Source organism: Silvibacterium bohemicum, assembly GCF_001006305.1.
Classification (GTDB): domain Bacteria; phylum Acidobacteriota; class Terriglobia; order Terriglobales; family Acidobacteriaceae; genus Silvibacterium; species Silvibacterium bohemicum.
The window spans coordinates 268084-291751 of the sequence record NZ_LBHJ01000019.1; the positions used below are offsets into that span (position 1 = coordinate 268084).

At 54.1% G+C, this 23668-nt stretch carries 21 protein-coding genes; 2 read left to right on the forward strand and 19 right to left on the reverse strand.

Going from position 1 to position 23668, the window contains the following annotated elements:
• Window positions 1–29: 29 nt before the first annotated feature.
• The 19 genes from XX99_RS22620 to XX99_RS28715 form a co-directional block, all read right to left on the reverse strand.
• Entirely contained in the window at window positions 30–1232 is a 1203-nt protein-coding gene (locus XX99_RS22620; RefSeq protein ID WP_156186155.1) for a hypothetical protein, read from the reverse strand.
• A gap of 58 nt (window positions 1233–1290) precedes the next feature.
• Entirely contained in the window at window positions 1291–2766 is a 1476-nt protein-coding gene (locus XX99_RS22625) for an MBOAT family O-acyltransferase (RefSeq protein ID WP_050061675.1), read from the reverse strand.
• A 65-nt stretch (window positions 2767–2831) separates the two neighbouring features.
• Window positions 2832–3830: an O-antigen ligase family protein gene (locus XX99_RS22630; RefSeq protein WP_184084967.1), complete on the reverse strand. Its 999-nt coding sequence runs from the start codon at window positions 3828–3830 to the stop codon at window positions 2832–2834.
• A gap of 290 nt (window positions 3831–4120) precedes the next feature.
• Window positions 4121–5311: an acyltransferase family protein gene (locus XX99_RS22635; RefSeq protein WP_050061677.1), complete on the reverse strand. Its 1191-nt coding sequence runs from the start codon at window positions 5309–5311 to the stop codon at window positions 4121–4123.
• A 74-nt stretch (window positions 5312–5385) separates the two neighbouring features.
• Window positions 5386–6657 carry an oligosaccharide flippase family protein gene (locus XX99_RS22640; RefSeq protein WP_050061678.1) on the reverse strand — a complete coding sequence of 424 codons (1272 nt, stop codon included), beginning with the start codon at window positions 6655–6657 and terminating at the stop codon, window positions 5386–5388.
• 134 nt (window positions 6658–6791) lie between these two features.
• A complete protein-coding gene (locus XX99_RS22645; protein WP_082125856.1) occupies window positions 6792–7718 on the reverse strand; it encodes a glycosyltransferase family 2 protein in 927 nt (308 codons plus the stop codon).
• Window positions 7719–7822: 104 nt separating this feature from the next.
• Window positions 7823–8995, reverse strand: a complete 1173-nt coding sequence (locus tag XX99_RS22650) for a glycosyltransferase family 4 protein (protein WP_184084964.1) — start codon at window positions 8993–8995, stop codon at window positions 7823–7825.
• Window positions 8996–9213: 218 nt separating this feature from the next.
• Complete coding sequence (locus XX99_RS22655; protein WP_082125858.1) at window positions 9214–10167, reverse strand: glycosyltransferase family 2 protein; 954 nt, start codon at window positions 10165–10167, stop codon at window positions 9214–9216.
• Between the two features lie 84 nt (window positions 10168–10251).
• On the reverse strand, window positions 10252–11022 hold the full coding sequence (locus tag XX99_RS22660) for a WecB/TagA/CpsF family glycosyltransferase (RefSeq protein ID WP_050061682.1): 771 nt from the start codon (window positions 11020–11022) through the stop codon (window positions 10252–10254).
• A 24-nt stretch (window positions 11023–11046) separates the two neighbouring features.
• Complete coding sequence (locus tag XX99_RS22665) at window positions 11047–12048, reverse strand: NAD-dependent epimerase/dehydratase family protein (RefSeq protein ID WP_050061683.1); 1002 nt, start codon at window positions 12046–12048, stop codon at window positions 11047–11049.
• 173 nt (window positions 12049–12221) lie between these two features.
• Complete coding sequence (locus XX99_RS22670) at window positions 12222–12791, reverse strand: acyltransferase (protein ID WP_050061684.1); 570 nt, start codon at window positions 12789–12791, stop codon at window positions 12222–12224.
• A 10-nt stretch (window positions 12792–12801) separates the two neighbouring features.
• Entirely contained in the window at window positions 12802–13947 is a 1146-nt protein-coding gene (locus tag XX99_RS22675; RefSeq protein WP_050061685.1) for a glycosyltransferase family 4 protein, read from the reverse strand.
• 186 nt (window positions 13948–14133) lie between these two features.
• Entirely contained in the window at window positions 14134–15585 is a 1452-nt protein-coding gene (locus XX99_RS22680; protein ID WP_082125859.1) for a sugar transferase, read from the reverse strand.
• 215 nt (window positions 15586–15800) lie between these two features.
• Entirely contained in the window at window positions 15801–16550 is a 750-nt protein-coding gene (locus tag XX99_RS22685; protein WP_050061687.1) for a CpsD/CapB family tyrosine-protein kinase, read from the reverse strand.
• Window positions 16551–16599: 49 nt separating this feature from the next.
• Window positions 16600–17949, reverse strand: a complete 1350-nt coding sequence (locus XX99_RS22690) for an AAA family ATPase (protein ID WP_050061688.1) — start codon at window positions 17947–17949, stop codon at window positions 16600–16602.
• A gap of 12 nt (window positions 17950–17961) precedes the next feature.
• Window positions 17962–19452 (reverse strand): GumC family protein, encoded by a 1491-nt coding sequence (locus XX99_RS22695; RefSeq protein ID WP_050061689.1) that lies wholly within the window; start codon window positions 19450–19452, stop codon window positions 17962–17964.
• Between the two features lie 65 nt (window positions 19453–19517).
• Entirely contained in the window at window positions 19518–20240 is a 723-nt protein-coding gene (locus tag XX99_RS22700) for a polysaccharide biosynthesis/export family protein (protein WP_050061690.1), read from the reverse strand.
• A gap of 23 nt (window positions 20241–20263) precedes the next feature.
• On the reverse strand, window positions 20264–20851 hold the full coding sequence (gene nusG / locus XX99_RS22705; RefSeq protein ID WP_050061691.1) for a transcription termination/antitermination protein NusG: 588 nt from the start codon (window positions 20849–20851) through the stop codon (window positions 20264–20266).
• 548 nt (window positions 20852–21399) lie between these two features.
• Window positions 21400–21750 carry a PilZ domain-containing protein gene (locus XX99_RS28715; protein ID WP_082125861.1) on the reverse strand — a complete coding sequence of 117 codons (351 nt, stop codon included), beginning with the start codon at window positions 21748–21750 and terminating at the stop codon, window positions 21400–21402.
• Window positions 21751–22243: 493 nt separating this feature from the next.
• Between XX99_RS28715 and XX99_RS22715 the strand changes: the two genes are divergently transcribed.
• On the forward strand, window positions 22244–22987 hold the full coding sequence (locus XX99_RS22715) for a response regulator transcription factor (RefSeq protein ID WP_184084959.1): 744 nt from the start codon (window positions 22244–22246) through the stop codon (window positions 22985–22987).
• 140 nt (window positions 22988–23127) lie between these two features.
• The gene (locus XX99_RS22720) at window positions 23128–23445 is read left to right on the forward strand and encodes a hypothetical protein (protein ID WP_050061694.1); all 318 of its coding nucleotides are present in this window, start codon (window positions 23128–23130) and stop codon (window positions 23443–23445) included.
• Window positions 23446–23668 lie beyond the last annotated feature (223 nt).

The window sequence follows — 23668 nt, forward strand, 5'->3', positions numbered from 1 at the left end:
GTGTGTATTTTCGACCTAATTGGCGCGCATCACCTTGATACAGAGGCGGAGGTTTGAGCGATGTTATCCGCTTGCGACAGCACAAGCCGATTGACGGACGCGGCCTGGGACGCGCCTTTTCCAACAGATCTCGCGGTCTGAGTGTCAGCCGGCGCTTGCCGGTGCACTATCTGGCTCTCCTGGCATAACTTTGCAGCTACGATCTCCCCGGCCAGCCGATTACCGAGAACGTTCCAATGACCGTAATTAGGAGCGGTGTTATAAAAGCCGTGGATATACGCATGGTTCTTCGCGGTATAGTCGGCAAGCGTTGGAGCAAGGGTAATATGCGGGATGCCGTTCTGCTCTGCGAAATTAGCGGCGCGGCGATCTGGGTAATATAAGTCGGAAACACCCAACTTATTTCGGAATGCTTCGCGGTCGGCGAGATCCGGATCTACCTGTTCATTCATATCCGGGGTGACTAGCCAAAACTCGGCGCCGTGTTGTGCAGCTTCATGCTTCATCTGACCCCAAACGGCCTCTGAAACCGCCCATGCATTGATCGTCCCCGGATCCTTGGGCGGATAAAATTCCTGATGCTGATCGAGCAGGGCGTGCGGCCCCTGGTATCTGAGCATAGAAGCTTCGATCATCAAGGCTATCTGAGACTTGTTGATCATGTCCTTGATTTTGTTCGATTCGGCCAGACGCTTGGGATCAATTGGCTTTTGATCTTTAGTTATCTTGTCTGGTACAAGCTCTCCGTCTTGAACGAGGAAAAAGGGATACGCACCTGCGTTGTGCTTCGTCCTGCGATCGTCGTTCATGATGTCGTTATTTAAAGCTGCGACATCGATGACTATCTGCGGATCGAAACGCCACACATCCTTTCGGAGCGTGATCAACTGCTGCGCCAGTCCGTAGCCTTCCACTCCAAAGTTGAAGACTTCGACATGCTTCCAGGGAAGATTCGGGCAATCTTCCAGCTCTCTTTGAATAACGGACGTGAGGCTTTGCTCGTAGCTTACGTGATCAGCCTCGACGACAGAACTTCCGAGCACAGCAATTCTCAAAGTGTCTGCTGGGCGGGCTACAGCGTGCTCCCGATCATGGAATCCATAACTATTGATGACCACGTAGCTGCGGCCTTCGCCCTTCCACCAGCCGTGAGCTCCCGGCCGAAGATGAATGAAGCGGTCGGAGTCGTGCATCATGAATGACGGGTTGAAGTCGGCTTCCGCGATGTGCATCCCCGCGTCGATCAGGATGACCCAACAAACCGTAATCACTAGAACGCTAACGATATCTCTAATAAGCCGCATAGATAAACGCGCCTCCGCCGCTTGCCAGCACGTAAAGCAGAACATATGCAACCAGCACGCTCATCGCGGTGCAGGAGTAGACTGACCAGCGCGCCCAGCGCGGCAGAAGCAGTACAGCGCCCCCGTCTTCGCTGTGGCGGCGATAGTAATCGCCCAGTTCGATCAGAACGTAGCCACCGAACCCAACTTCGATTAGGCGTCCCCAATAGCCCCAGAAGGTGACGAATTCCGAGGAGAGATGAGTGAGGCCACTGAAAGGATGACCTGACAGATAGAACGCATCGCTCATGTTCGGCGAACGGAAAAAGATGAGACTGAAGGCGAATAGGTGGAAGGTGAGGACCGGACCTATCCAATCGGTGACACGGTCGGCGAGCTTGCTGCGCTTGTACCATCCTTTACGCGTTTTACGGCTGAGCGCGTCGACCGAAAGATATGCGCCCTGTAGAACCCCGAAGGTCACATAGGTCAGCTTGACACCATGCCAGAGCCCGATCGCAATCATGTTGACGAAGAGGGCAAACACAAGACCCGTTTGGCCCCACTCGCGAACGGTCATACGCACCGGCGTGAAGACGTAATCGGTGAGCCAGGTGGTGAGAGTGATATGCCAGCGGCGCCAGAACTCGCTGATGTTAGGCGCGGCAAAAGGAGCGATGAAGTTCTCAGGAGTTTCGATGCCCAGCAGAAGAGCAGAGCCGATTGCGATGTCGGTCAGGCCCGAGAAATCGGCGTACATCTGCAGGGGGAAAATATAGAAACCGAGAATGAGCGGCGTGCCGCCGAGGTGTAAATTCGTGTAGACATAGTCCACCAGCTTCGCCATGTTATCGGCAACAACGAATTTCTTAAAGAGGCCGAGGAGGATGCGCTGAATGCCGAGAAGTGCGAGAGACCATGTCGCGTTAGGCGCGGCTTCAACCTGCGGCAGGAAGCTTTCGCTGCGCTGGATGGGGCCGGCAAGCATCTGCGGAAAGAAAGCGACGTAGGTTGCGAATGCGGTCAGATTCTTCTCGGCCGGTGTTTTCTCGTAATAGACGTCGAGAATATAGCTGAGAAGCTTGAACGAGTAATAAGAAAGGCCGAGCGGAACAATGAGGTTTGTTCTGAACTGGGAGAGAGCTCCCGATAAATGCATGCGCCAGAACGGATAAGTTTTATAGGCACATAACAACAAGAGCACGATGGCGACACCCACCGCCATGCTCAGTTGCTTCTTGCCCTTAGACTTTTGCGCCTCTATGGCCAGCGCCAAGTAGTAAGTGACCAGGGTGATCACGGCGAGGAGAAGGGTGAGCCAATGGTTCCATTCAAAATAGACAAAGTACGACGCAACCAGAAGGAGAGGTGCGCGCATAGTGCGGGGAGTGAGCCGATAAACGACCGCCAGCGCCGCCATGAATATCAGAAACACGGGGGCTGTGAGGCTATAGATGGGAAGATATGAGTTCAGAAGGTGCAAACCATTTCTCTCCGTTTTTAAAGGGGGTCAATCGCCACCGCAACAGCTGTCGAATGGCAATAAATTCAGTACTGCATGGCGGTCTTGGTTACTTCGACATTGGGCAATGAGTCTCTGCGAGCGACAGACGACTCATCAGCAGTGACCTCATTGTAGAGTCCGAAGGTTATTGATATGTAGAGCACCCAATAAATGGAGTTGCCGTGAACGATGCTTGCTTCTGAAAGCTGACAGAGGATGATGAAAATGAGGAACAGCATCGGCCAGACTGCATCCTCAGTGCGGGCATTGCGAAATACGATCACTGCTCTGCGAACGGCGACAAAATAGCTCGTGAAATATAGTCCGATGCCTACCAGGCCGAAGTCCAAGAGAAGATCGAGATAGCCATTGTGCGAGGTCGGAGCCTGCCATCCGATGCTTTCGCGGATAGCCTCAGCTTCGTGGGAGGCCGGGCTCCAGAAGGCTCCGTAACCATGGCCTAGCAGCGGATGCTGGAACACGCTCTTGATCGCGAAGTCCCATAGATCGGTGCGTCCGGTGAGGGTTGCGTCTCGACCGAGCAGGGCGGCGGCCGCTTCTACATTATTCGAAACATAGTAGATTGCCGGAATAGCCACCATGAGCAAGAGAACAGAGGCGATCAAAAGAATTTTGCGATGCCAGCGGAAGATTGCGCTGCCCTTATACAGGAGTATGAGCAGGACGACATACAGAAGCGCGCCCGCGGAATGTCCTTTAATGACAATACCGACGAGAGCCACCATAGCGAGGCCCTTGACGATCGCTCCCTTTTGCGAGTGGACGGGATAGCTTAAGAAGGCTGCAGCGGTGAGAGCAAGAAAGCGTCCAAAAACATTCTTGAATTCGAATGCGCCCTGCCAGGCTGGCGAATCGTGGTACATCAACCCCGGCGCCAGCAACTCCGTTAAGACACTCAGTATCGTAATCAACCCCAGAACTGGGATTAATAGATTTAACTGCTCACTGAGCGTCCTGCGGACGGCAAGATCGAGTCCGACTAACGTGGTGCCCAGCAATACCAGGCCTATATGAAGGGTCAAACTAGGGTCCACAGACCAAAGCAGCGAGCATGTAGACAGAAGGACCAAGGCAGAGAGCGCCTTGTTTGCGCGTATGAGCCGAGCGACTTGCTGACGTCTCCTGATGCAGCGGATGAAAGCGATGAGGCTCATGCCTATCCACAACAGGCGGAGAACGGGAGATCCCGCCGCTCCGGACTCCATGCTCGACGTATCAATAAGCAGCGACTGAAACGCGCCTGTCGACAAAAACAGGACAGCGAGGTAATACCCGGTTTCAAGAACGCGGCGATTCGCGGAGAATGACATAGTTAAACGGGCCTGGAACGTACAACGGCAAAGCGTTCTTTCAGGTGCAAAAACGGTGTTTCAAGCCAGCGGTAAGAAACAGAGCTGAAGACCAGCGTGGCAAGAAGTCCGCACGCGGCGTACGACGCATATCCGATTACAGTGTTCGTTGGGAAAAACCGTCGCGCCAGTAATAGACCGGCCATGTGATAGACGTAGAGGCCGTACGAGATGCGTCCGAGATACCTGAGCCACGGTGCGGTCATCCACCGAAAACCTGCCGATGGAGCGCCGATGCAGGCGATCAACATTGCAATCGCGCCTACGGCAACCAAGGGGCGCCCGACCAGAGTACCGATCACCGGTGCGACAGCCTTTGGGGCATTGAGTCGAGCGAACTCTGACACGGTGCACCAGAGAGCGATCGAAGATAGGAATAGAAGCGCCCGCTGCAATCCGGATAGGCGGGGCGCGTCTTCGCCGAGCACCAACGCTACGATGATGCCCCATGCGATGGGGTCGAGGCGAGCGAAGGTGTTGTACTCCACTCCGGCACCGAGAACATGAGCCGACACCAGCCAAACTCTGGCCAAGTTCGCTACGACCAGAAGGCCAATCGCAATGCCGATCATTCCGCGCCGCGAAAGCCGCCGACAGACTAGCGGCCATATCAGATAGAACTGTTCCTCAATCGATATGCTCCACAGTGGTGTGGCGATCGAGATTGGAGGGCCGAGCCACGCGTACATCCAGTTACCGGCCAGCAGCAGATATCCGGCGACATAAGGCCAGCCCAAATGCTGTTCGCGAACGACAAATGAAAGCAACACTGCGATGGCGATGACGAAGAAGTATAGAGGCCATATTCGCAAGATGCGTCGAATATAGAAAAACTTGACGTGCAGGCCATCCGCTGACACAGCTCGCTCGCGAATGAGCAGAACCGTGATTAAGTAGGAGCTCAGCGCGAAGAAGAGATCGACTCCAAATGCGCCTGCACCGCATACGGCGGTGAAAAGGCGCGCAACCGGCAGAGGGATAATCGGGTGTTGGAGGTAGAATGCCACGTCATGCGGCATGACATGAAAGATGAATACGCCCAAGAAAGCAAGAAACCGAAGCGTGTCGAGTTCAGGGCGATAGAAGCGCTTTTCGGCGGATTTCGAACTGACCGCACTGACTTGAGTGACGGAGACATCTGCTACCGTGTTCATCGTGGACACATGCCTCCCTGGTGACTCGTAAACCGCAGTGCAACACTGTCAATGGAACTACGCATACGTAAAAGCTATTGGACCTGCAACACCATTTTTTTCTGCGAGCGCCGGGATAACACAAAGGCGGCCGTGCAGATGAGACATGCGAGGAGCCCATCGGAGGCGATGCTTGCCCATGCTGCACCACGCCAGGAGTAAGCAGGAATCAACCAAAGATTGATCAGCACATTAAATACAGCGACTGAAGCCTGTATGCCGCTTCGCAGTGCCTGATGCCCTGCTCCGGTGAGAGCATCTGAAATGAAGTAATGGATGGTCTTCAGTATCGGGAGCGGCGCCAGCCAGCGAAGCGCTTCAACCGTTCGAGCATATTCAGCGCCGAGAACGTGAGGCACGACTCCGGCTAGCAGCAATATCCCGACACAAATTACTGAGGCGTACAACAATGCCTTGCGTAACAACGATCGCGCGTGAGCGAGGCTTGGGCCAAGGCCACCTGCCCCCTGGCGAAAGAATTTAGGATAAGCGGCATAGAGCAGCGCGGAGACAGGAGAAAAGCTCACGTCGATGAGACGATAGGCAGCACCGTAAATGCCGGTCGCTCCAAAGGTGCTCAAGCGGACGAGCATGGTCTTGTCGATATCGTTATAGATCGATTGCGCGCTTAAGCTGATCGAGAAATAAACGCCATCCAAGATCTGGCGCGGCGAGCGACGCAGGCTTATTTTTGGCGATCCGAGTTTCTGCGTCACCATCAGGTAGGCGGCGATGACCACGGCCAAGGTGCTGCCGAAATATATGTATCCCCATTGGAGCGGCGAGGGATGATGCACAAAGGCAATGAGAAGAAGTGCGCCAATCAAGCGGCAACTGCTGATCATTATGTTGATTACTGCAGTCCACTTGAGCAGTTCAAAAGCTTGAAACGCCTGCCCGGCAATGCCGATGATGCTCAATCCAAATAGATCAGAGAAGGCCACGAGGAAAACCAATGCGGTTGGAATAGTGGCCGGAATTAGAAATCGCGAAACGATCAGCAGGATGCCAAGCAGGATGGCGCTGACACTCACTGTGGTGCCAATAGCCTCGCCCCAACAACGCGCGAAGGCGCTCTTATCCTTGGCGACTTGCCTGATTAGAAGATGGCCACTTCCAAGGGAACCAAACGGAAAGGCAACCGCAACAAACGCGGTAACGCCGACAAAGGCGCCATAGTTACTTACCCCCAGAGATCGCGCGATGGCGGTAAAATAAGCCGCCTGAATGCCCAGCCTTAACCCCTGGCCGGCAAACATCCAGGCAGTATTGCGAGCCACGACACTTCTGCGCATGAGATCGAACATTGGGCTCCAAGAAATAAGTAGGCCGACCTAGCGTCGGTTCAGTAATCAGAAGTGATCACGGGGCGAATGTGCCTGAAAGTCTACGTTCGATGCGCAAGTTGACCATGAGCGGCCAGCCGCAGCGAGCACATGCATTATGCTGTCGATCGCCCTTTGATGACTCTGTATGGCTCATATCGAAAGCCTATCAATCCGGAGAGCATTCCGACGCCGGTGCAAACTCTTCGCATTGATTCCAAGGCGGCGACACGACCCTTTAAAACTGCCACCATTACTTCGATTATACCTTGGACCGTTCGAGCACAGCCCTTCGCAAACCTCGTGATCCACGCCGATATTCCGGTATCAAGCGAGCGCTCGACGAATACCTGGCAATTGCCTCCCTGATAGGCCCTCTTCAAGATGCTCTGGACATTGGCGCGATCGGCATCGATGACTTCACTTACGATCGCATCTTTCGCGAAGACTATTTTGAAGCCAGCGCGATGCACCTTCATGGAATATTGCAGGTCTTCTCCGCCCGTCAGTTGGAACCGCTCGTCGAAGGAAGAGAGTTGGTTGAGCACACGTCTCGAGATCAGAACATTATTGGTGGCAAACCAATTGAGCGCTTTCCCGGATTCGTGGATCTGCCGGTAAAAGAACTTTCCTGCCTTTATCCAATCAGCCACATCTTCAGTGAAGATCGGAACCACGGGGCCCGAAACTACGTCGGCATTGAACTGCGAGCGTGTCCACAAAAGCTCATCGAGCCATTCAGGCGCCGGCGCCTCGTCGTCGTCTATTAACGCGATGAAATCTGCGTTTTCTGCATTGCGGAGAGCCCGATTTCTTGCCGATGCGATGCCGCGCTTCGGTTCGATGACGTAGGTTAGAGGCCACGGAAGCGATACTTGCTGACAGACGTCCTTCGCGGTACCGGCAGCGTCATTGTCCACGACAACGATACTTATTTGAGGAACGGGGTTTGTTCTCTCAAAAGTTAACGCTGAAATATTGAACAAAAGCTGTTCCAAGAGCTTCGGCCGCTTGCAAGTCGCAATACAGATAGCCACGTGCATCTCAATGTGCTCCAAGGTCGTGATTAATACTATTTATTCAAACTAAAAAATGCGGCTCTACCTGCCTGTAGATCTACATTTCAGCCAGCCGAAGCAATTGAGTGTTATGCGGATTCAGCGCCTGGCACTTTTGCCTTCTTGATGAAGCTCTGCGACGGAGACTGGGCAATGATCTCGGAAAACCATTCGTAGGCTTTGCCAACAACTTCGTCTACCGTAAATTCTGCTGCGCGCGGACGCGTGCCGGCCCGGATTAACTCTGCTTCGGCCTCTGACATGTTCGCAAAGCGTACAAGCTGATCGGCAAACGCTTGTATCACTTCCTCAACGGACCGCTTGGAGACATCGATGGCCGCTCCGCAACTGGAGTCGACGATCACACCGGGGCCACCAAGTTTCAGACATACAACCGGGGTGCCGTGAGCCAGCGCTTCCAAAAGCACCATTCCGCCAGAGTCATGGAGGCTCGGCAAAACGAAGAGATCGTGCTTTTCATATTCATCGAGCACCTCGGCCCGAGGCATGCGCGCAATCCATTCGATACTGCCCTGCAGGCTTTCCGTCTTTTCCAAGGCTCGCAGCGAGGCTTCGTACTGGCCATCCCCGATAATCGTCAACAGAATGTCGGGCACGGTCTTTCGAGCTATGGCCAAAGCGCGGATGGCAAACTGAACGCCCTTCCACTCCAATAGCCTTCCGACAAATAAGACCCGATAAGGACGGCGACCTGAGGTGCGGCGACCGTTCTTTTCATTCGTTACAGCTGGTGTGGTGATGGTAGGAAGAACCTTGCATTTGGAGCGATACTTTTCGGGGACAAGCAGCCGCGTTTCCTGGGTTGCAGTCAGGATCAAAGCGGGGTGTCGCCAGACCAATCCATCCATCGGCGCGAGCGAACTTGCGATGTTGAGACCGATACGCGCGAACTCGTGTATTTTTCCCTTGAGCGACATGCCCTTCGTCATTCGGACGGGAGCAACTTCTCCTCCACCGACTGGACCGAAGATTGAAGGAACGCCGAGCCACGCTAGGAAGAACGGAGTTCGATAGCTGGCGTAGGTGATGTGATGAATGCAGTCGAAGCTAGATAAATCTTCCAGCTTTTTAATAAGGAGATACGCCTTGAGTTGCCATGCCCAGTAGAAGGGATAAACACTGAGCCCGATGATCTTGTATGGAACTCTGCGTACCTCCAGGTAAATGAACCTGAGATTTGGAATGGGCTCGGCCAATTGCGCCGCTTCAATCGATACCCGATGACGATCTCTCGTCAACACGCAAACATCGTGACCCATTTTGGCTAGCTGGTATGCCCAAGTCCACCCGACACCTGGCTCCGATCCTTGCGCAGGGTCACAGGCAAACGCGGACAAAAGTATCTTCATCGATTTCTCCAGCTCTCACCCGCCTGACGAGGACCAGCCGTACGCGAAGAGACGCCGTGCCATGATCCTCGATGGTTGATTCTCACCGCACAGCATGCATGTGCGGTGATTTATGCCGCGATATTCTTCTGCGCTTCCGTCTTTTGGTCGGTTTGTAAGGTGGATTGGGGAGAGGTCTCTTTGCCGAGCGACGCGAGCCTACGCCACTTTGTGGCGAGCGACATAGGATTTAGTAAAGTTCCGGCGAGTCCTAGAAGGCACGCGCGCAGTAGTTGGCCTTTTTTGGCGTGGAAGAGCGATTCACGCAGCAATCGATCGCCGCGCCACGATATCCCCTTCCGCAGCCGCGTGGTCCACGGGAAGCTGCGTCGATACCAATCCTCGAGTTCGCTATAGCTGATTTCTGGACTTCCATTTTTCCGCCGTCTTGCATTTTCGCTTGCGAGCTTCCAGGCCATGCGCTCGCGGAGAAAGGATCGGTGTGCGATCCCGGTTAAGTTCAGGCGGTAAAACATCAGCGGCTTCGGTACGCCGTCCTTCTTGTACATCACGTCGAAACGCGAAAGAAATTCAGGAAACTCCGAGGCTACCCATTCCGGATTAAACGGAACATCCAACGCTACGGACTTTTTTATGAGACAAGCTGATGGCCAAAAAAACTCTCGCCGTACTGCACCAATGGACGAATCGAACATTTCGCGGTAAAAGCAACCGATCATGTCTACGTCGGGATTGCCTGCAGCGAATGCCAGTTGATCCGACAGCTTGTCTTCGGCCCACAGGTCGTCGGAGTCAAGAAGGGCAATCCAGCTTCCCTTTGCTTCTCTGATCGCGGTATTTCTCGCCGCAGACAGGCCGCAGTTTTGCTTCATTTCGATGACCCGTAGCGATGGATGCTGTTTTGCCATTTCGGCGACAATGCTGCCTGTGTCGTCCGTCGATGCGTCGTTTACCACTATGATTTCCAACGGCGGTGCAGTCTGGTTTAATGCGGATTCAATGGATTGCGCGATTGTTGCGCTTGCATTGAACGCGGGCATAACTACTGAGACGTCCGTATTCATTTTTATCTCCAAGATCGTGCTTGCAGCACCAAAAAGAGGGTGCAAGGGACGTGCATGACTTGAAGCACAGCTAACAGATAGGAGCTAAGAGATCGAGTATCTTCTGAAGCCGCAAAGTTGAAGGCAGGTAAGCCACATAAACCGGGGATTGTTTTTAAGATATCTTCCGGCTAGACGCTGCGGCTCCTCGATCATCCGATATAGCCACTGCAGGCCGGCCTTCTTCATCCATGCAGGGGCATCTTTGAGATGACCGCTATTGATGTCGAAAGCCGCGCCAACGCCTACCATCAGTTTTACAGGCAACTTACCGCAATACTGAGCCATGAAGCGTTCTTGTTTTGGAGTGCTGAGACCGCACCAAAGGACATCGGCCTGCGAACGCTCCAACTGGAGACTAAGGTCGGCCTCTTCGTCGGCATTCAAAGGCCGAAAAGGAGGGGTATAAGTACCGACGATTTGCAATCCTGGAAAGCGCTCGACCAAGGTTCTCTTGAGGTCTTCCGCTACTCCAGGCTTTCCGCCATAGAGGAAGTGTTTATAACCGCGCTCGACAGAGAGTTTGCATAACTCGAGCATGTAATCGGGGCCGTAGACCCGAGTCATGCCTTTGAATCCCTGTAGATGACCGAGCCAGACGGTTGGCATGCCGTCTGGCGTGGTGAGAAACGATCCGTTGAGAATATCTTTGAACACATGATCGGACTGAGCTTCCATGATTCCATGGACACCCGTAACGCAGATATATCCCTGCGAACCGTTCTGCAGAAGCGTGTCTGAGTGACGAACGGCGTCGTCCATCGAAATGGCGCTAACGCCGACGCCGAGTATATTCGCTCTCTTTATCTGGCTCATACGATTTTCTCCGCGGCAAAGCGTTCAGTCACCGGAGCTAACACTGAGGGCAACTTCTACCTGCTCCCCAATCCAGTCATACGTTTTGCGCAAACCCTCACGCAAAGACGTGGATGGCTCCCAGCCAAGGTACTGCTGGATCAAAGTATTGTCGCTGTTGCGGCCGTTCACGCCTTTGGGAGCACTGAGGTTGTAGTTTCGCTTGAGTTTGATGCCGGCGAACTCCTCTGCGAGATCGACCAACTGATTAATTGTGACCATCTCGCTGCTGCCGAGGTTGATCGGCTCATGGATTTCGCTCTCCAAAATCATGCGCGAACCCATGGTGCAGTCATCGATATACATGAAGCTCCGCGTCTGATTGCCGTCGCCCCAGATTTCGATCTCGTGCCGGCCTGAAAGTTTCGCCTCCCAGACCTTCCGGCAGATTGCTGCGGGAGCCTTTTCACGTCCACCTGTCCAGGTGCCCAGCGGCCCATAGACGTTGTGGTAGCGGGCCACGCGGCACTGCAAGCCGAAGTCTTCTTCGAAGTGACGGCACATGCGCTCGCTGAACAGCTTTTCCCATCCGTAGCCGTCTTCCGCCAGGGCCGGATACGCGTCGCTCTCTTTCAACGGAGTGACATTCGCGTCCCGCTGTTTGTCGCCGTTATAGACGCAGGCCGAAGAGGAGAAGAAATACCGGGTTATGCCCGCCTCCTTCGAAGCCATTAACAGGTGGGTATTCGTAAGGACACTCAGCATGCACAATGCTTTGTTGTTCTCGATGAAGCCCATTCCACCCATGTCCGCGGCGAGATTGAACACCACGGTCGCACCGTCAACGGCGCTTTCGCAGGCTTCGAGGCTCTTCAGGTCCGCTTCCACATTTTCGACGCCTTCCGAAGCTTGGTACCACTCGTGCAGAGGCTTGATATCCAAGGCGCGAATGACGTCGATTCCGTCATCGAGAAGCCTCTTCACAAGATGGCCACCGATGAATCCGCCAGCACCGCAGACAATTACCTTTTCATTGTTGAGTTTCACGATTTCCTCCTAGAGATTTATGGTTGTTCACACAGCTGCATACAGCGGCGCATCCACTTATTTAAGAAGTAAGAGAATATGACTGCGAAGGATTGTTCCTACTACCGAAACAACAGCGTTTAGCGACGTCGCTCCATCGTTATGCCCGGCCCACGCGATGGATAGAAGAAAGATTATGAATAGACCGGCACACTCATTGGAATTCCATGCTCGTGAAGTAATTGAGATTCATGCTCATGAATCAAATCATCCGAGGGGAAACGCCGTCCTATGCTTTGCGCGGGCACTCCCGCAGCAATGTCGTAAGGGGCGATATCTTTACTAACTACGGATCCGGCTGCCACGATGGCGCCGCGACCAATTTTTGTACCGGACAGCACGATGGCTCCGTAGCCGATCCAAACGTCTTCGCCGATATCTACGACCAGCTTCGGTTCCCCGACACGATGATCTGCGTCCCAGACGTGAGGCGCCTTGCGGATAGTCTTTCCCACGACGCGATAATCATGATCGAGTCTTCCGATGATGCCGACGGTGTTGGCGATCATGGTGTGGGCGCCAATTCTTCCGTCGCATTCAATGGTGCAGAACTTTCCGATATAGACATCGTCTTCGACACGAAGCGAGGCCGGGGCCTGCAGAATCGAACCTATTCCGATATGGACCCGCTCGCCCAGCTGAACCCCGCGACGAACCGCATAAATTGCATTAACTTTTTGAAAGATCGTTTTTGCAAGTGACATAGATTCGTCTCTACCCGGCCGACGGCGCTTGGATGGCTTGCAGAACGCCAGCTGCAAACTTCGCAGCCATTGCCTCTACCGTGTATGTTTGAGCGCTTTGTTGCGCCTTGTCGCGCAGGTATGGAAGCAGACCGGGATCAGTGAGCGCGCCGGTTACTGCTCGCGCATAGGCCGAGACGTCGTCATCGGAGATGAGACCATTTTGCCTGTCGGTCACGTAGTCGATTTCCGGGCTGTGAAACGGATATTTCGTCGTGACAATGGGCGTCCCGAGAGCGAACGAGTCGAGGACCGCGAGCCCAACCAGGCCGGGCATTAGAAATATCTCCGCAAGAGAGAAATAGGTGACACGCTCTAAGCCGAACATCGGTCCGACATAGTGAACCCAGGGACGAGTAGCAGCGAACTCCTCTGCGATTCTTGCGTCCGGCCCAGCGCCAATCAAGATGAGCTCGAAGCCTGGAACCTCGCGCCTTACTGTCTCACACGCTTCAAAGAGGAAGTCGAGCCGCTTCTCCGGATACATTCCACCACAGTAGATACCGACGGGTCCGGGGCCGAGCCCCAGCTTTTCGCGCAAAGCCTGCTTCTGTGACTCGGAGACCTCGCCAAGCGCTTTGATGAGGCTTTTCGTGTCGATAGCGTTATTCACTACCGTGATGCGGTCCCCGGGAAATGGCATCGACTGGACCAGCTGGGCAACTTTGTCGGTGTATGCGAACCACCAATCTACTTTGGATGAATACTGCTTTTTCCACCAGTTGGAAAGACCAGCGGATTGTTCCTGAAAGTTGATGCCGTGTCCCCACAAAGCGACGCGTATGCCGCGACGGCGAGCGAGAAACGATACTACATAATTACTAAGGATCTTATTTTCCTGCATCAGGATGATGAGGCTGGAATCATAGATCGACTTGGGCAAGCGCTGATACAGCAGGTGCTTCCCCGAAATACTCAGCTTCATCTGCGGGACAATCGTGCCCCAGGGCAAATGAGCTTCGTCCTTCTTTACATTCGAGATCGCTTTCGAATATAGCAAGTTGAGGTCGACGCCTTCGGCATCAAGCATTGACCTCAATTGCTCGAAGAAATCGACCCGATACTGAGGAAGCATGCGGTAAATGATCGTTACTTGCTTTCTCTTACTACGATCCATTCATTCCTCCGCATCGCGCTTGCAACTGTCTTGGTCTCAACCTTGCAGTTTTGCATACGGCGATACATTTGTGGCCGCGGCATATCGACAAGCGTAAAGCTGCGCGCTGTTCAAAAGACTACTGGGTGATTGCAGTGGAGGCGAGTTCGAGAACCGGGCTCTTCGCCGCCTCCACTGGAGATCTTGCTATGCGGCGCCTTCGCCCTTTAGGACGGCAGGAACGGTCTTGGCGAGGATCTTAAAGTCCAGCCAGAGAGACCACTCATCCATGTACTGGAGGTCGAGCAGCATCCACTGGTTGAATGAGATTCCGCTGCGTCCGCCCACTTGCCAGAGACAGGTGATGCCAGGCTTAACGCTGAATCGCCGCCGCTGCCAATCCTCATTAAAGCCCTCGTAGTCGCGGACGGGAAGAGGTCGTGGACCTACCAAGCTCATGTCACCCTTGAGGACATTGATCAATTGCGGCAACTCATCCAAACTGCTTCGACGTAGGAATTTGCCGATCGGAGTGATGCGCGGGTCATTCTTGATCTTGAAGACGGGACCCGACATCTCATTTTGCTTCTCAAGGTTCGCTATGAGTCTTTCGGCATTGGGAACCATGGTGCGGAATTTGAAAATCTTAAAGCGGCGTTTGTTGATACCGATACGCTCTTGCAGGAAGAAAAGTGGACCGGGCGAGGACATCTTGATGGCAATCGCGACAGCAATCAAGATGGGCGATAGAGCCAGCAAGGCGCTCGCAGAGACGGCCATATCGATCAACCGTTTTGCGGTTCGCGGCCACACTTCATTGTTTCCCGTGTAAGTGGCAATGTATTGATCGCCGTCGAACTCTTCTGCGCGCCACCGTGCCGTTTTCAGGCCAAAGATATCGGAGTTATAGCGCATGGTGATTCCATGCTGCTCGCAGAGAGCGGCAACCTCGAAGGAGTGCCTATAGAAAGACCCGAAGGGTAGATAGATGGCGACTTCGTCGACAACATTGCGGCGTAGGTATTCGGCCAGACCGGCGTAGTCACTGACTACTTCAAAACCGGCCTTCGCCAGACCAGGAAGGCCCGGCCAATCGTCATCTACGAATCCCAGAAGACGATATCCGCGATCGCGGCGGGCGAGAATCCTGTTTGCGAATTCGATGGCCCGAGGATTCGTTCCCAGAATCAGCATGTAGCGCAGGTCTTTACCGTGAATGCGGATACGCCCAGCAACAAGGCGAATCGCCATTCGTGCGCCGCATAGGATCAGTGTGCTGAGAGCCCAGAATATCGCCAGAAACGGAATTGTAACCATCTGGATAGCAAATAGCCAGCCCAGCACCACGAAGCATGCGATGTTCAGCGTCGTCGCTTTAAGAATGTCGACGATTTCCGCCTTGCGGCTTGAAAGCCGCATGGATCTGTAGAGCCCGCACACGTAAAACACTAAGTGACAAATAACCAAAGCCATGAGGAAGATCACGAAGTTCGATACCTTCGTCCTCATCGAGAGGAACTGTTCAAGAGATGACTGCTGCTTCTCTTGCACAATCAACGCCGTTGTCAACCCAAACGCGAGCACCACGAGAAAAAGGTCAAACAGCTTAAGTAGGCTTATGAGAAGACGGTTCCTATCGTTCACGATGCCCCTCCGCACAACTGTTTGTTAACTTCAAAATCTTAGACAAGTATCTGTGCCGGAGGACCGACGTCCGTCCAGCAAAGACAGGGGGATACAGCGCGTACGCAGAGAAACACTCTGCCGCTGCGAGAAACTACAAAGGGAGGTGGAGTGAAAAGATCTACCGACTCACAGGTAGACCCTCTTCTGAATTTTGTCGTGCATCGATCCGCTGATTGAGTCGTGAAGACTCAGATGCGGTTGTAGATCCGCTCGGGAATCGGGAAGGTACGCTTGTTCAGGACGGCGGCCAGTATGGAGATGTTGGCTGACCGCACGTTTGCCGCAACCACCGCGGCTGCTTCTTTACGAGTGGAGTCCGCCTCTAAAACCAGAACCAGGCCATCGGCACGCTGGCCGAGGGCGATGGCGTCCGAATAGCGAGTCAAGGGAGGCGCATCAATGATTACAAAATCGAATTCTTCGCGAAGCTCTAACAATCTGTCGCGGAGATGGTCGGAAGCAAGCAGATTGGGTGAATCTGCCGCGAGGGCGCCGGCGGACAACAGCCAAAGATTTTCCAGATCGACCGGCTTGGTGAATGCACTGATCGGGAGATCTTTCTTGAGCAGGGCATCGGTAAGGCCGTGGTGATTGGTGGCTCCAAACATTTCGGGCAAACCCGGCGAGCGAAAATTCGCTTCGACCAGGCAAACCGGCCGGCGAGCGTTCTTCGCCAGTGTTTCCGCAACCGACGCGCAAATCTGGCTGCAGCCATTTCCATGGTCGATGCCGGCGAAGACCACGATGCGCGGCGGATCCTGGGCCTGCAGGAGAAATACCTGCTGAACCAGCCTCAGCGCTTCATCGTTCGCCCACCGGCTGGGACTGTACCCATAGCTTGGTTCGCGCACAGATTGCACCGTGGAGGAAGAGGGGCGTTCCTGGTTGAACTCCCGCTCTCTTTCCAGTTGCTGCATCAGCTCGAAGTGTTTGCTCATTGTTGGCCTTTCTTCGCGGTTTTGGGGAGAGTCATGGTCGGTGCTCGCCTCAATTTTTCATCGAAGGAGTTAGAGTGATCGGGATACGAATTTGCTGGCCTGACTTGATATGGTTCGCGTCGGCGAGGGGCGGATTGAGCTCAACGATCTTTCGCAAATTTTCAGGACCACAGTCGATGAAGTGTTCAATGCAGATACTGTGAAGCGTTTGTCCTCTGCGAACCGGTACCCACTTGGATGGGATCGAAGACGGCGCGGGCTGCGGAGGAACTGAAACATCCGGCTGCGGCGCAGCCGCAACTTCGGGTGGAGGCGCTGCTACCACCGAAGCAGCAGGTTGAGGCGATACCGCCGGGGCTGCAGCTGCGACGGTACTGTTGCGTGCCTGTACTGTGGGCGCGGTCGCCACATCCCGGTTGGATCTCAAGATGAACAACGCGATCCCGATCGCGATGATGCACAACACCGCAAACCGCATGTAGCTCGAAGCGATCAGCCGCTTTCCCAAACTTGTTTCCTGCTCTGGCTGCCGCCGAACCGACAGCACGTCGTTCATGGCGGGGGCGGATGCCGTTTTCTTTCCGTCGGCGGGCCGCATGCCGAGATCCGCGAGCACTTCCAAAATCAAGTCTGCGTTGATCGTCGTTTGTTGGAGCGCAAAGGCGGTCGAGAGCGCATTGAAGCAGATATTGTTGATATTCCGCGGTATGCCGCCGCTGTACTCCGCGATCAATCCTAACGCGCCATGGGTGAACAACCGCACCGGCGAATCATAGCCTGCAATCTGAAGCCGGTGCTCGATGTAGGCCGTCGTCTCACTCGGCGACAACGGGTCAAGGCGGGCAAAGATCGAGATTCTTTGCCGTAGCTGTAACAGCGAGGGAGAGGCGAGCTTTGCAGCCAACTGGGGCTGGCCAGAGAGAACAATCTGCATGAGCTTCTGGCTCGGCGTCTCGAAGTTGGAGAGCATTCGAACCAGTTCGAGGATGGGGTCGTCGAGGTTCTGCGCTTCGTCGACGACTAACACGAGAGGCGTTCCCGATGCGCATTGGCTTACCAATGTTTCGTTGAGCCGGGCCTGAAGATCTACCAGACTTCCCTGCGTATCCTTAATTCCTAAATCAATCAGGATTGCGCGCATGAGATCCAGAGGCGTCGCAATCGTCTGGAAGAGGAAGATCGTCTTCTTCGCCGACTGGATCTTGCTCATCGTTTCGAAGAGCAGCGTGGTCTTGCCCATGCCCGGCTCCGCGGTAAGCGCTACGAAGCCGAGACCGGACTGAAGCCCGTACAGAAGCGAAGAGAGCGCCTCACGATGAGTAGCACTCGCGTATAAGTACCGAGTGTCCGGCGTTACGCCGAAGGGCTGCTCTCGCAAGTGGAAGTGGCGGAGGATCATACCTGGCGCCGGTTACGCGCTCTTCTTCTTCGATACGGTGACTACTACTGGAATGCCCAGCATATCGACGACCTGTGCGGGCGTATGGAACGAGGAATCGAAGTAGTCCGCAGCATATGCCGTAGACAGGCTCAGAACTCCTGCCACTCCAATTCCGGCGATGATGATTAGCGGCCATCCATAAGTAGGAAGGACGGGGATTGCGGGGGGCACCGCGATCGCGACGTTTGCGATTCGGGTGGAATCCAAAGCGTCCGTAGTACGTTCCTGCTCCCGCTTAGATAGATAGAGGAGATAGTTATCCTCGTCAGCTTTGACCTCGCGGAGCAAATCGTTTTGAGAGATGGACTTCTGATCGAGATCGACCATCTGTCCCTGGATCGCCTGAATGCTGCGTTTTGTCGCCGCCAGATTTGCACGCTGAGCAGCTAAATCTTCTTGCGACTTAACCAGATCCTCGCGGATAAGCTCGAAGGTAGGGTCGCGATCCGTGGTCTCTGTGACGTAACGCGTCTTCTCGGCTTCTACGATAGCTGCTTTCGCCTGAGCGACTTCCTGATCCGCTTCTGTCACCAGGGGAAAGCTCGGATCGTATTTCGCGGCCATCTGGGTGCGCTTTGTTTGCGCGGCCAGCAGTGTGGCATTGAGATCTTCAAGCAGCTTGTCGGCTGCAGCGGTGGACTGCTGCGTGGCCGAGCGCTGAGGGGTCGACGTCAATTGCGATTGATCGTTGCGAACACGCTCTTCGTCCGAAGCGATTGCCTGCTCAGCCAAATGCTGAATGCCGATAGAGGTCGCCACCTGAAGCGCTAAGTTCGTACGCTGGAGGTCCGGCGCAGCGACGTCATTCTCACGGCTGAAGTTTCGCAGCTTGGCTTCAGCGCTATCGAGCTCATCCTTATAACGCTGCGTTTCGTGAGCGAAGAAATCGTAGGAGCCGGCCGGCCGATGCACCGCGACGTGTTTCGCCGTGTAAAGCTCACCCAGCGATTTGAGAACCCCGTAGGCCAGCTTCGGATCGCCTGAACTGTATTGGACCTCGATCACATTCGTCTTGGTCGTGACATTAGTCTTGATCTTCTTGGCCAATCCCGTTGCGGTGCGGGCGATGCGATCTTCTTCGGATATTGGCTTACTCGAATGAAACCACGAGGACTTTTTGGGCTTTTCCAGCCCATTTGCTACGACGACCTTTTCTAGCACATCGCGGCTGGTTAACAACTCGATTTCGGAGTTGACTTCCTCGGGACTCACCGGCGTGCTGGTGGTGACCATCTGGGTGGTCGCCTCAGTCGAAACCAAGGGATCGAGACGCTCGCGATTGACGAGAATCGCCATATGCGAGGTATACTTCGGCCCCATCAGCGCGAAGAGCAGAATTACTGCGGCAAAGACCCCTAGAAAAGTGAGGAGTATAAGACGCTTCTTGCGAAAGAGCGGGGCGACCAGGTCGCGCATGGAGATATCCGCAGCGTCTTTGTTTTCCGAAAACCTATTGTTCATCTCTCTCATACGTCCTCACCCTTCATCTCTTGAGATTTCACGAACTGCCCTGGAAGATTCGCAGCCTAATTCGGCTGCACAAAAGTTCCTGTCGTCGCTGAGTAAGGCACATACTTGCGGAAATTGGTGATGAACTTTTCAGGCACGTAAATCATATCCCCGGGCTGCACCATGGCATCTTCATCGAGTTTCTTGCCACGGAGGATTTCCTTAAGATTGACTCGCTTTACCTCGTACCAGTCGTGCGAGGTCCGGTGAAAGAGATAGACCTGCGTCTTCGCGCTGGTCATGACCATGCCGCCGGCGACGGCCAGAGCCTCGGCCACCGTGAGGTCGGAGCGCAACTCATACTGGCCCGGCTTCCCTACCTGGCCGGAGACGGTAAACATGGGCTTCTGAAAGTCCGCCAGATCCACGTTGATGATGGGATTGTGCAGAATGTGCCCATATGCCTGCTGGATCGCCTGGGTGACCTCGGGGACCGTCATCCCCTGCACATGGAGGCTGCCGGCCACCTGTAGATTGATGAACCCGTCAGGCTGCACGGTCACCGTTTGATTGAGCTCCGTCGAAACAGGAAAAGTAAGAAGCAGGGAATCCTCGCGCTGAATAATGTAGCGAGGATAGCGCTGCTGAAGCGAGGGGCTGGACGCTTGTCCCGCAGGCGCATCGACTTTGGCGATGGCCGGCGTTGCGTCGGCGGGCGGCTGCTGCGCGTAAGCTCCAGCAGCGGCGGCGGCGATTGAGAAAACTACGACGGCCGTGGCACGGAATATTGTCCTTCGCATACTCTCACTCCTGTCTTGATTTTTCACAGCTGGCCTCCAAGGGCAATTTCAGTGCGGCTGACGTTGAGCGAATTCATATCGCCTGGAACAACCGGCTCTACATCCTCACGCGATACCCGAACCGCCACCGACCGGGAAATCATTTCGATCGAAATCACGAGTTCGGTACGGGAACCAGCCCTGACGAGAGTTCCCTCGAGCCCTGCTAGCGCTCCGCGTACTACCCGGACGCGGTCGCCTTCCTGCAGAAAAGGATGAGGCGCGCATGGCGTTCCTTCCGCAAGCACTCTGCGAACAGCGTCTATCTCGAAATCAGGAATAGGCGACGGTCCGTATTGGTTTCCAACGAAACCGACGACTCCAGGCGTCTTAAGAATAGGTAGCGTACTTTCTCTGCCCGGGTTCACGCGAACAAACAAGTAACCCGGAAACAAGGGGAAGTCAACCATCCGTTTCCGGTCGCTCCATTGACGAAGCTCGGAGGAAACCGGAAAGAAATTGATTACGCCTAAGGCGTCGAGCATTGCGGCAGCTGTTTTTTCGTGGCGCGAGCGAGTTGTGATCGCGTACCAGCGAATATCCATCGTGGGATCATTCGCAGCGATGCTCATAGATCCAGCCCTCTCCTAAAGCTACTTAGTTTCCGAAAAGCCGAATGGGTTGCCTTCGTAAGTTCGGAGACAGATATAGCTTCGCCCTCTCAGTCCCATCGCCCGATGGCAGGGTCAGTCCGTAATGCGCATTTCTCTTCATGCTTCGTAGTGGCGGTTGCTGTTTTTATCTCAACACTTGCTACAACAATTTATTCGCTTTGCCGACACCATCGATGAGGTCCAACTAATGCAAGAAGAGAGAAAAATCGAGAGTCTCTCCCGGAGCGCTACGAGTCTTACAATTAATCCGATGCTTCCTGAAGCTGCGGCTCGCTCGAATCGATCTATCTTGAGACTAAATTCGGAACGATAAAGAGTAAGTAAGCGAAGATTACTGAAAGGTAACCACTGCAAGATTACTCAGCGATGAAAGAATTGCGATAATCAGTTACCGCCCCAAGTTACCTGCCGGGATTGCTAGCCAGTTAAACCCCGAAGTAAATTCGCTTTGTTCTCGACCAGCGCGCATTGACAACATTTTTTGGTCGAGACTAAAAATGACTTGCCTATAGATGAACCTGTCGCGTAAGGTGATCGTCGTCGAAAGTGCCATGAACTCCGAAACCGCTGCATCCCGGCTCGCTCACAACTCGCATCACCTTACCGACGCACTCGATACGCAGTTCCTCGGCGCTCTGGTCGGGCGAGGGCAGCAGGATTTCGATACGAACTTCACTCCCTACCCTGGGGCATCTGCTGCTGAGGATGAATGCTCCATCCAGTGCAACGTCAACTGTGAAGCCCCCTTCGGTGTGGTCCGCGCCATCGTTCCAGTGAAAGATGACCGGAAGACGCAAGCGATATCGAACGGCGGCTCGGCGTTGCAGACTTCGCTCTATAACGGGCACCAGATTCATATCTGAGCCAAGGATAAGAGAGCTCCCAAGCCTCTACAAGCCGCCGAACGTTTAGAAATCGGATGAGAAAGAAGGGCGGGGCGTTGCCGTAACCTTCTCCTCCCCAGACGAAAAAGACCCCAAACTTCCTGTCTCCCAGGAGTGAAGCTTCTCTATTTTCAACAGAGAAGAAAGTTTGACGGAAATTTTTATTGCAAATCCTTCCGAATCCCGTAAAGTAAAAACACATGGTTAACGTTGATCGCTCTCTGACTTCGGCCTCAACGGCCACGTGTTTTTGAACGACAAACCTCCTGGTGCGTCATCATGATGTCACCTCCCCGGGCCTTCTCAGAGTGATTGCAACTCTCGACGTACGTAGATCGAGTCCCGGATAGAACTCAACATGCTTGCCCGCAATTGCATCGTAAGATGTGGTCAGCAGCGGGCTTGTAAATTGCCTCGGCGCCGACGAAATGCCCGGAACTTCCACCCCCTGAGAGGAAGTCGTTGGATGTCATTAAAAATGAGTAGTGAAGAGCGAGTTCTCAAGATTGCCCAACATCCAAGTCCTGCGCTGCACGCGCTGATTGCGGATAGGGATTCGATGAGTAGCCACCTTCTTGCGGACGCTCTTGTCCGGAACCGCAAGTGCGATGCTACGGCTATACACCCGTCTGATCTGATGGAGGTGTTGGCTGTCCGCGAGATCGATCTGGTGGTTATTGGCGCCGAGATCAATTCGGATGCAAGCGGCGGCTTTGATCTGGCGGACACAGTGTGCCGGACATATCCGGACCTCATGATTGTTCTTCTTCTCAATGAAACGACTCATGAGGCGGTGGTCAACGCGTTCCGCTCCGGCGCGCGGGGAGTTTTTTCAAGACAAAAGCCGATCGGCGAGTTCCTCGATTGCATTGAACACGTAAGCAAGGGATATATTTGGGCGGGCAGAGAGGAAACCACTTCCCTACTCGAAGCGTTCCGGAATATTCCTGCTCCGAGCGTGTTGACTGCCGACAATGCATTGCCTCTCACCAAGCGCGAATTTGAAGTCGTGCAATGCGCAGCCAAAGGCAAAACAAATAAGACCATCGCCAGTGAACTCGGCCTTAGTGAACACACGGTAAAGAATTATCTTTTTCGAGCCTTCGACAAATTGGGCGTATCCAGCCGTGTCGAATTGCTGTTCTATCTAACGATTCGCGGACATACCTTCGGCGCAGTCAAACCCGAAGCAGATCTCAGATTCGAGTAACTCTTCCTCCGGCTGGACGCACACGCGGCCGCGCAGCCATAGAGAAACCTTTATAGCCGGGCCGTGGAGAGGATTTCACCCTCTCCTCTTCCTGTGTCCTGTCTTTCGAAAAAATAGCGAGTCTTATGAAAACGTCCCTCATGTTCTTGGCGCTTCTGTTCGGCCAGCTGGTTACCTCTCAAGACAAGCCGGTGATTCACCTACAGCCACACAGCGGGTCGATCGATCTTCTGGATGGGGGGAAACGCGTTGACCTCATCAATGCTCCGCCGACTGTTCATTTGCCGCATCCTCCCCCGAAGCTGGATCTCGATGGAAACCTCTGGGCGGTCGATGTGAAAAATCTGGGTCCAAAATCTGTAACCGTATTGGGTGACAATCAATTCAGCGTGATCGTCAATGTCAACCAGACCGTTCATATTCATTCGAACGGAAGTGTGTTCACCTTGAAGCCGTAGACCGTACATTCTGACCAACAGACTCCAGCGCAGTCGGGCGAGAAGGGTCGGATTTAACGCTCAGCGGCCGAACAATTGACTCCATCATTCTTGACCACGCGACTGTTACAAATTCTTCGTAGCGATTCATAAACGGAAGCCGCCGCCCTGGGAGACCGCATGCTCAACGTTGCTCGCTATGCGACCATTCTGCACATCAGCTTTCCCAAACCTGCGCGCCATT

Bases quoted from the DNA above. Each gene is read 5' to 3' on its own strand.
- XX99_RS22620 (WP_156186155.1), bottom strand. From the start codon at position 1,232: ATGCACATCGCGGAAGCCGACTTCAACCCGTCATTCATGATGCACGAC.
- XX99_RS22635 (WP_050061677.1), bottom strand. From the start codon at position 5,311: ATGAACACGGTAGCAGATGTCTCCGTCACTCAAGTCAGTGCGGTCAGT.
- XX99_RS22640 (WP_050061678.1), bottom strand. From the start codon at position 6,657: ATGTTCGATCTCATGCGCAGAAGTGTCGTGGCTCGCAATACTGCCTGG.
- XX99_RS22645 (WP_082125856.1), bottom strand. From the start codon at position 7,718: ATGCACGTGGCTATCTGTATTGCGACTTGCAAGCGGCCGAAGCTCTTG.
- XX99_RS22655 (WP_082125858.1), bottom strand. From the start codon at position 10,167: ATGAATACGGACGTCTCAGTAGTTATGCCCGCGTTCAATGCAAGCGCA.
- XX99_RS22660 (WP_050061682.1), bottom strand. From the start codon at position 11,022: ATGAGCCAGATAAAGAGAGCGAATATACTCGGCGTCGGCGTTAGCGCC.
- XX99_RS22670 (WP_050061684.1), bottom strand. From the start codon at position 12,791: ATGTCACTTGCAAAAACGATCTTTCAAAAAGTTAATGCAATTTATGCG.
- XX99_RS22675 (WP_050061685.1), bottom strand. From the start codon at position 13,947: ATGGATCGTAGTAAGAGAAAGCAAGTAACGATCATTTACCGCATGCTT.
- XX99_RS22685 (WP_050061687.1), bottom strand. From the start codon at position 16,550: ATGAGCAAACACTTCGAGCTGATGCAGCAACTGGAAAGAGAGCGGGAG.
- XX99_RS22690 (WP_050061688.1), bottom strand. From the start codon at position 17,949: ATGATCCTCCGCCACTTCCACTTGCGAGAGCAGCCCTTCGGCGTAACG.
- XX99_RS22695 (WP_050061689.1), bottom strand. From the start codon at position 19,452: ATGAACAATAGGTTTTCGGAAAACAAAGACGCTGCGGATATCTCCATG.
- XX99_RS22700 (WP_050061690.1), bottom strand. From the start codon at position 20,240: ATGCGAAGGACAATATTCCGTGCCACGGCCGTCGTAGTTTTCTCAATC.
- nusG (WP_050061691.1), bottom strand. From the start codon at position 20,851: ATGAGCATCGCTGCGAATGATCCCACGATGGATATTCGCTGGTACGCG.
- XX99_RS28715 (WP_082125861.1), bottom strand. From the start codon at position 21,750: ATGAATCTGGTGCCCGTTATAGAGCGAAGTCTGCAACGCCGAGCCGCC.
- XX99_RS22715 (WP_184084959.1), top strand. From the start codon at position 22,244: ATGTCATTAAAAATGAGTAGTGAAGAGCGAGTTCTCAAGATTGCCCAA.
- XX99_RS22720 (WP_050061694.1), top strand. From the start codon at position 23,128: ATGTTCTTGGCGCTTCTGTTCGGCCAGCTGGTTACCTCTCAAGACAAG.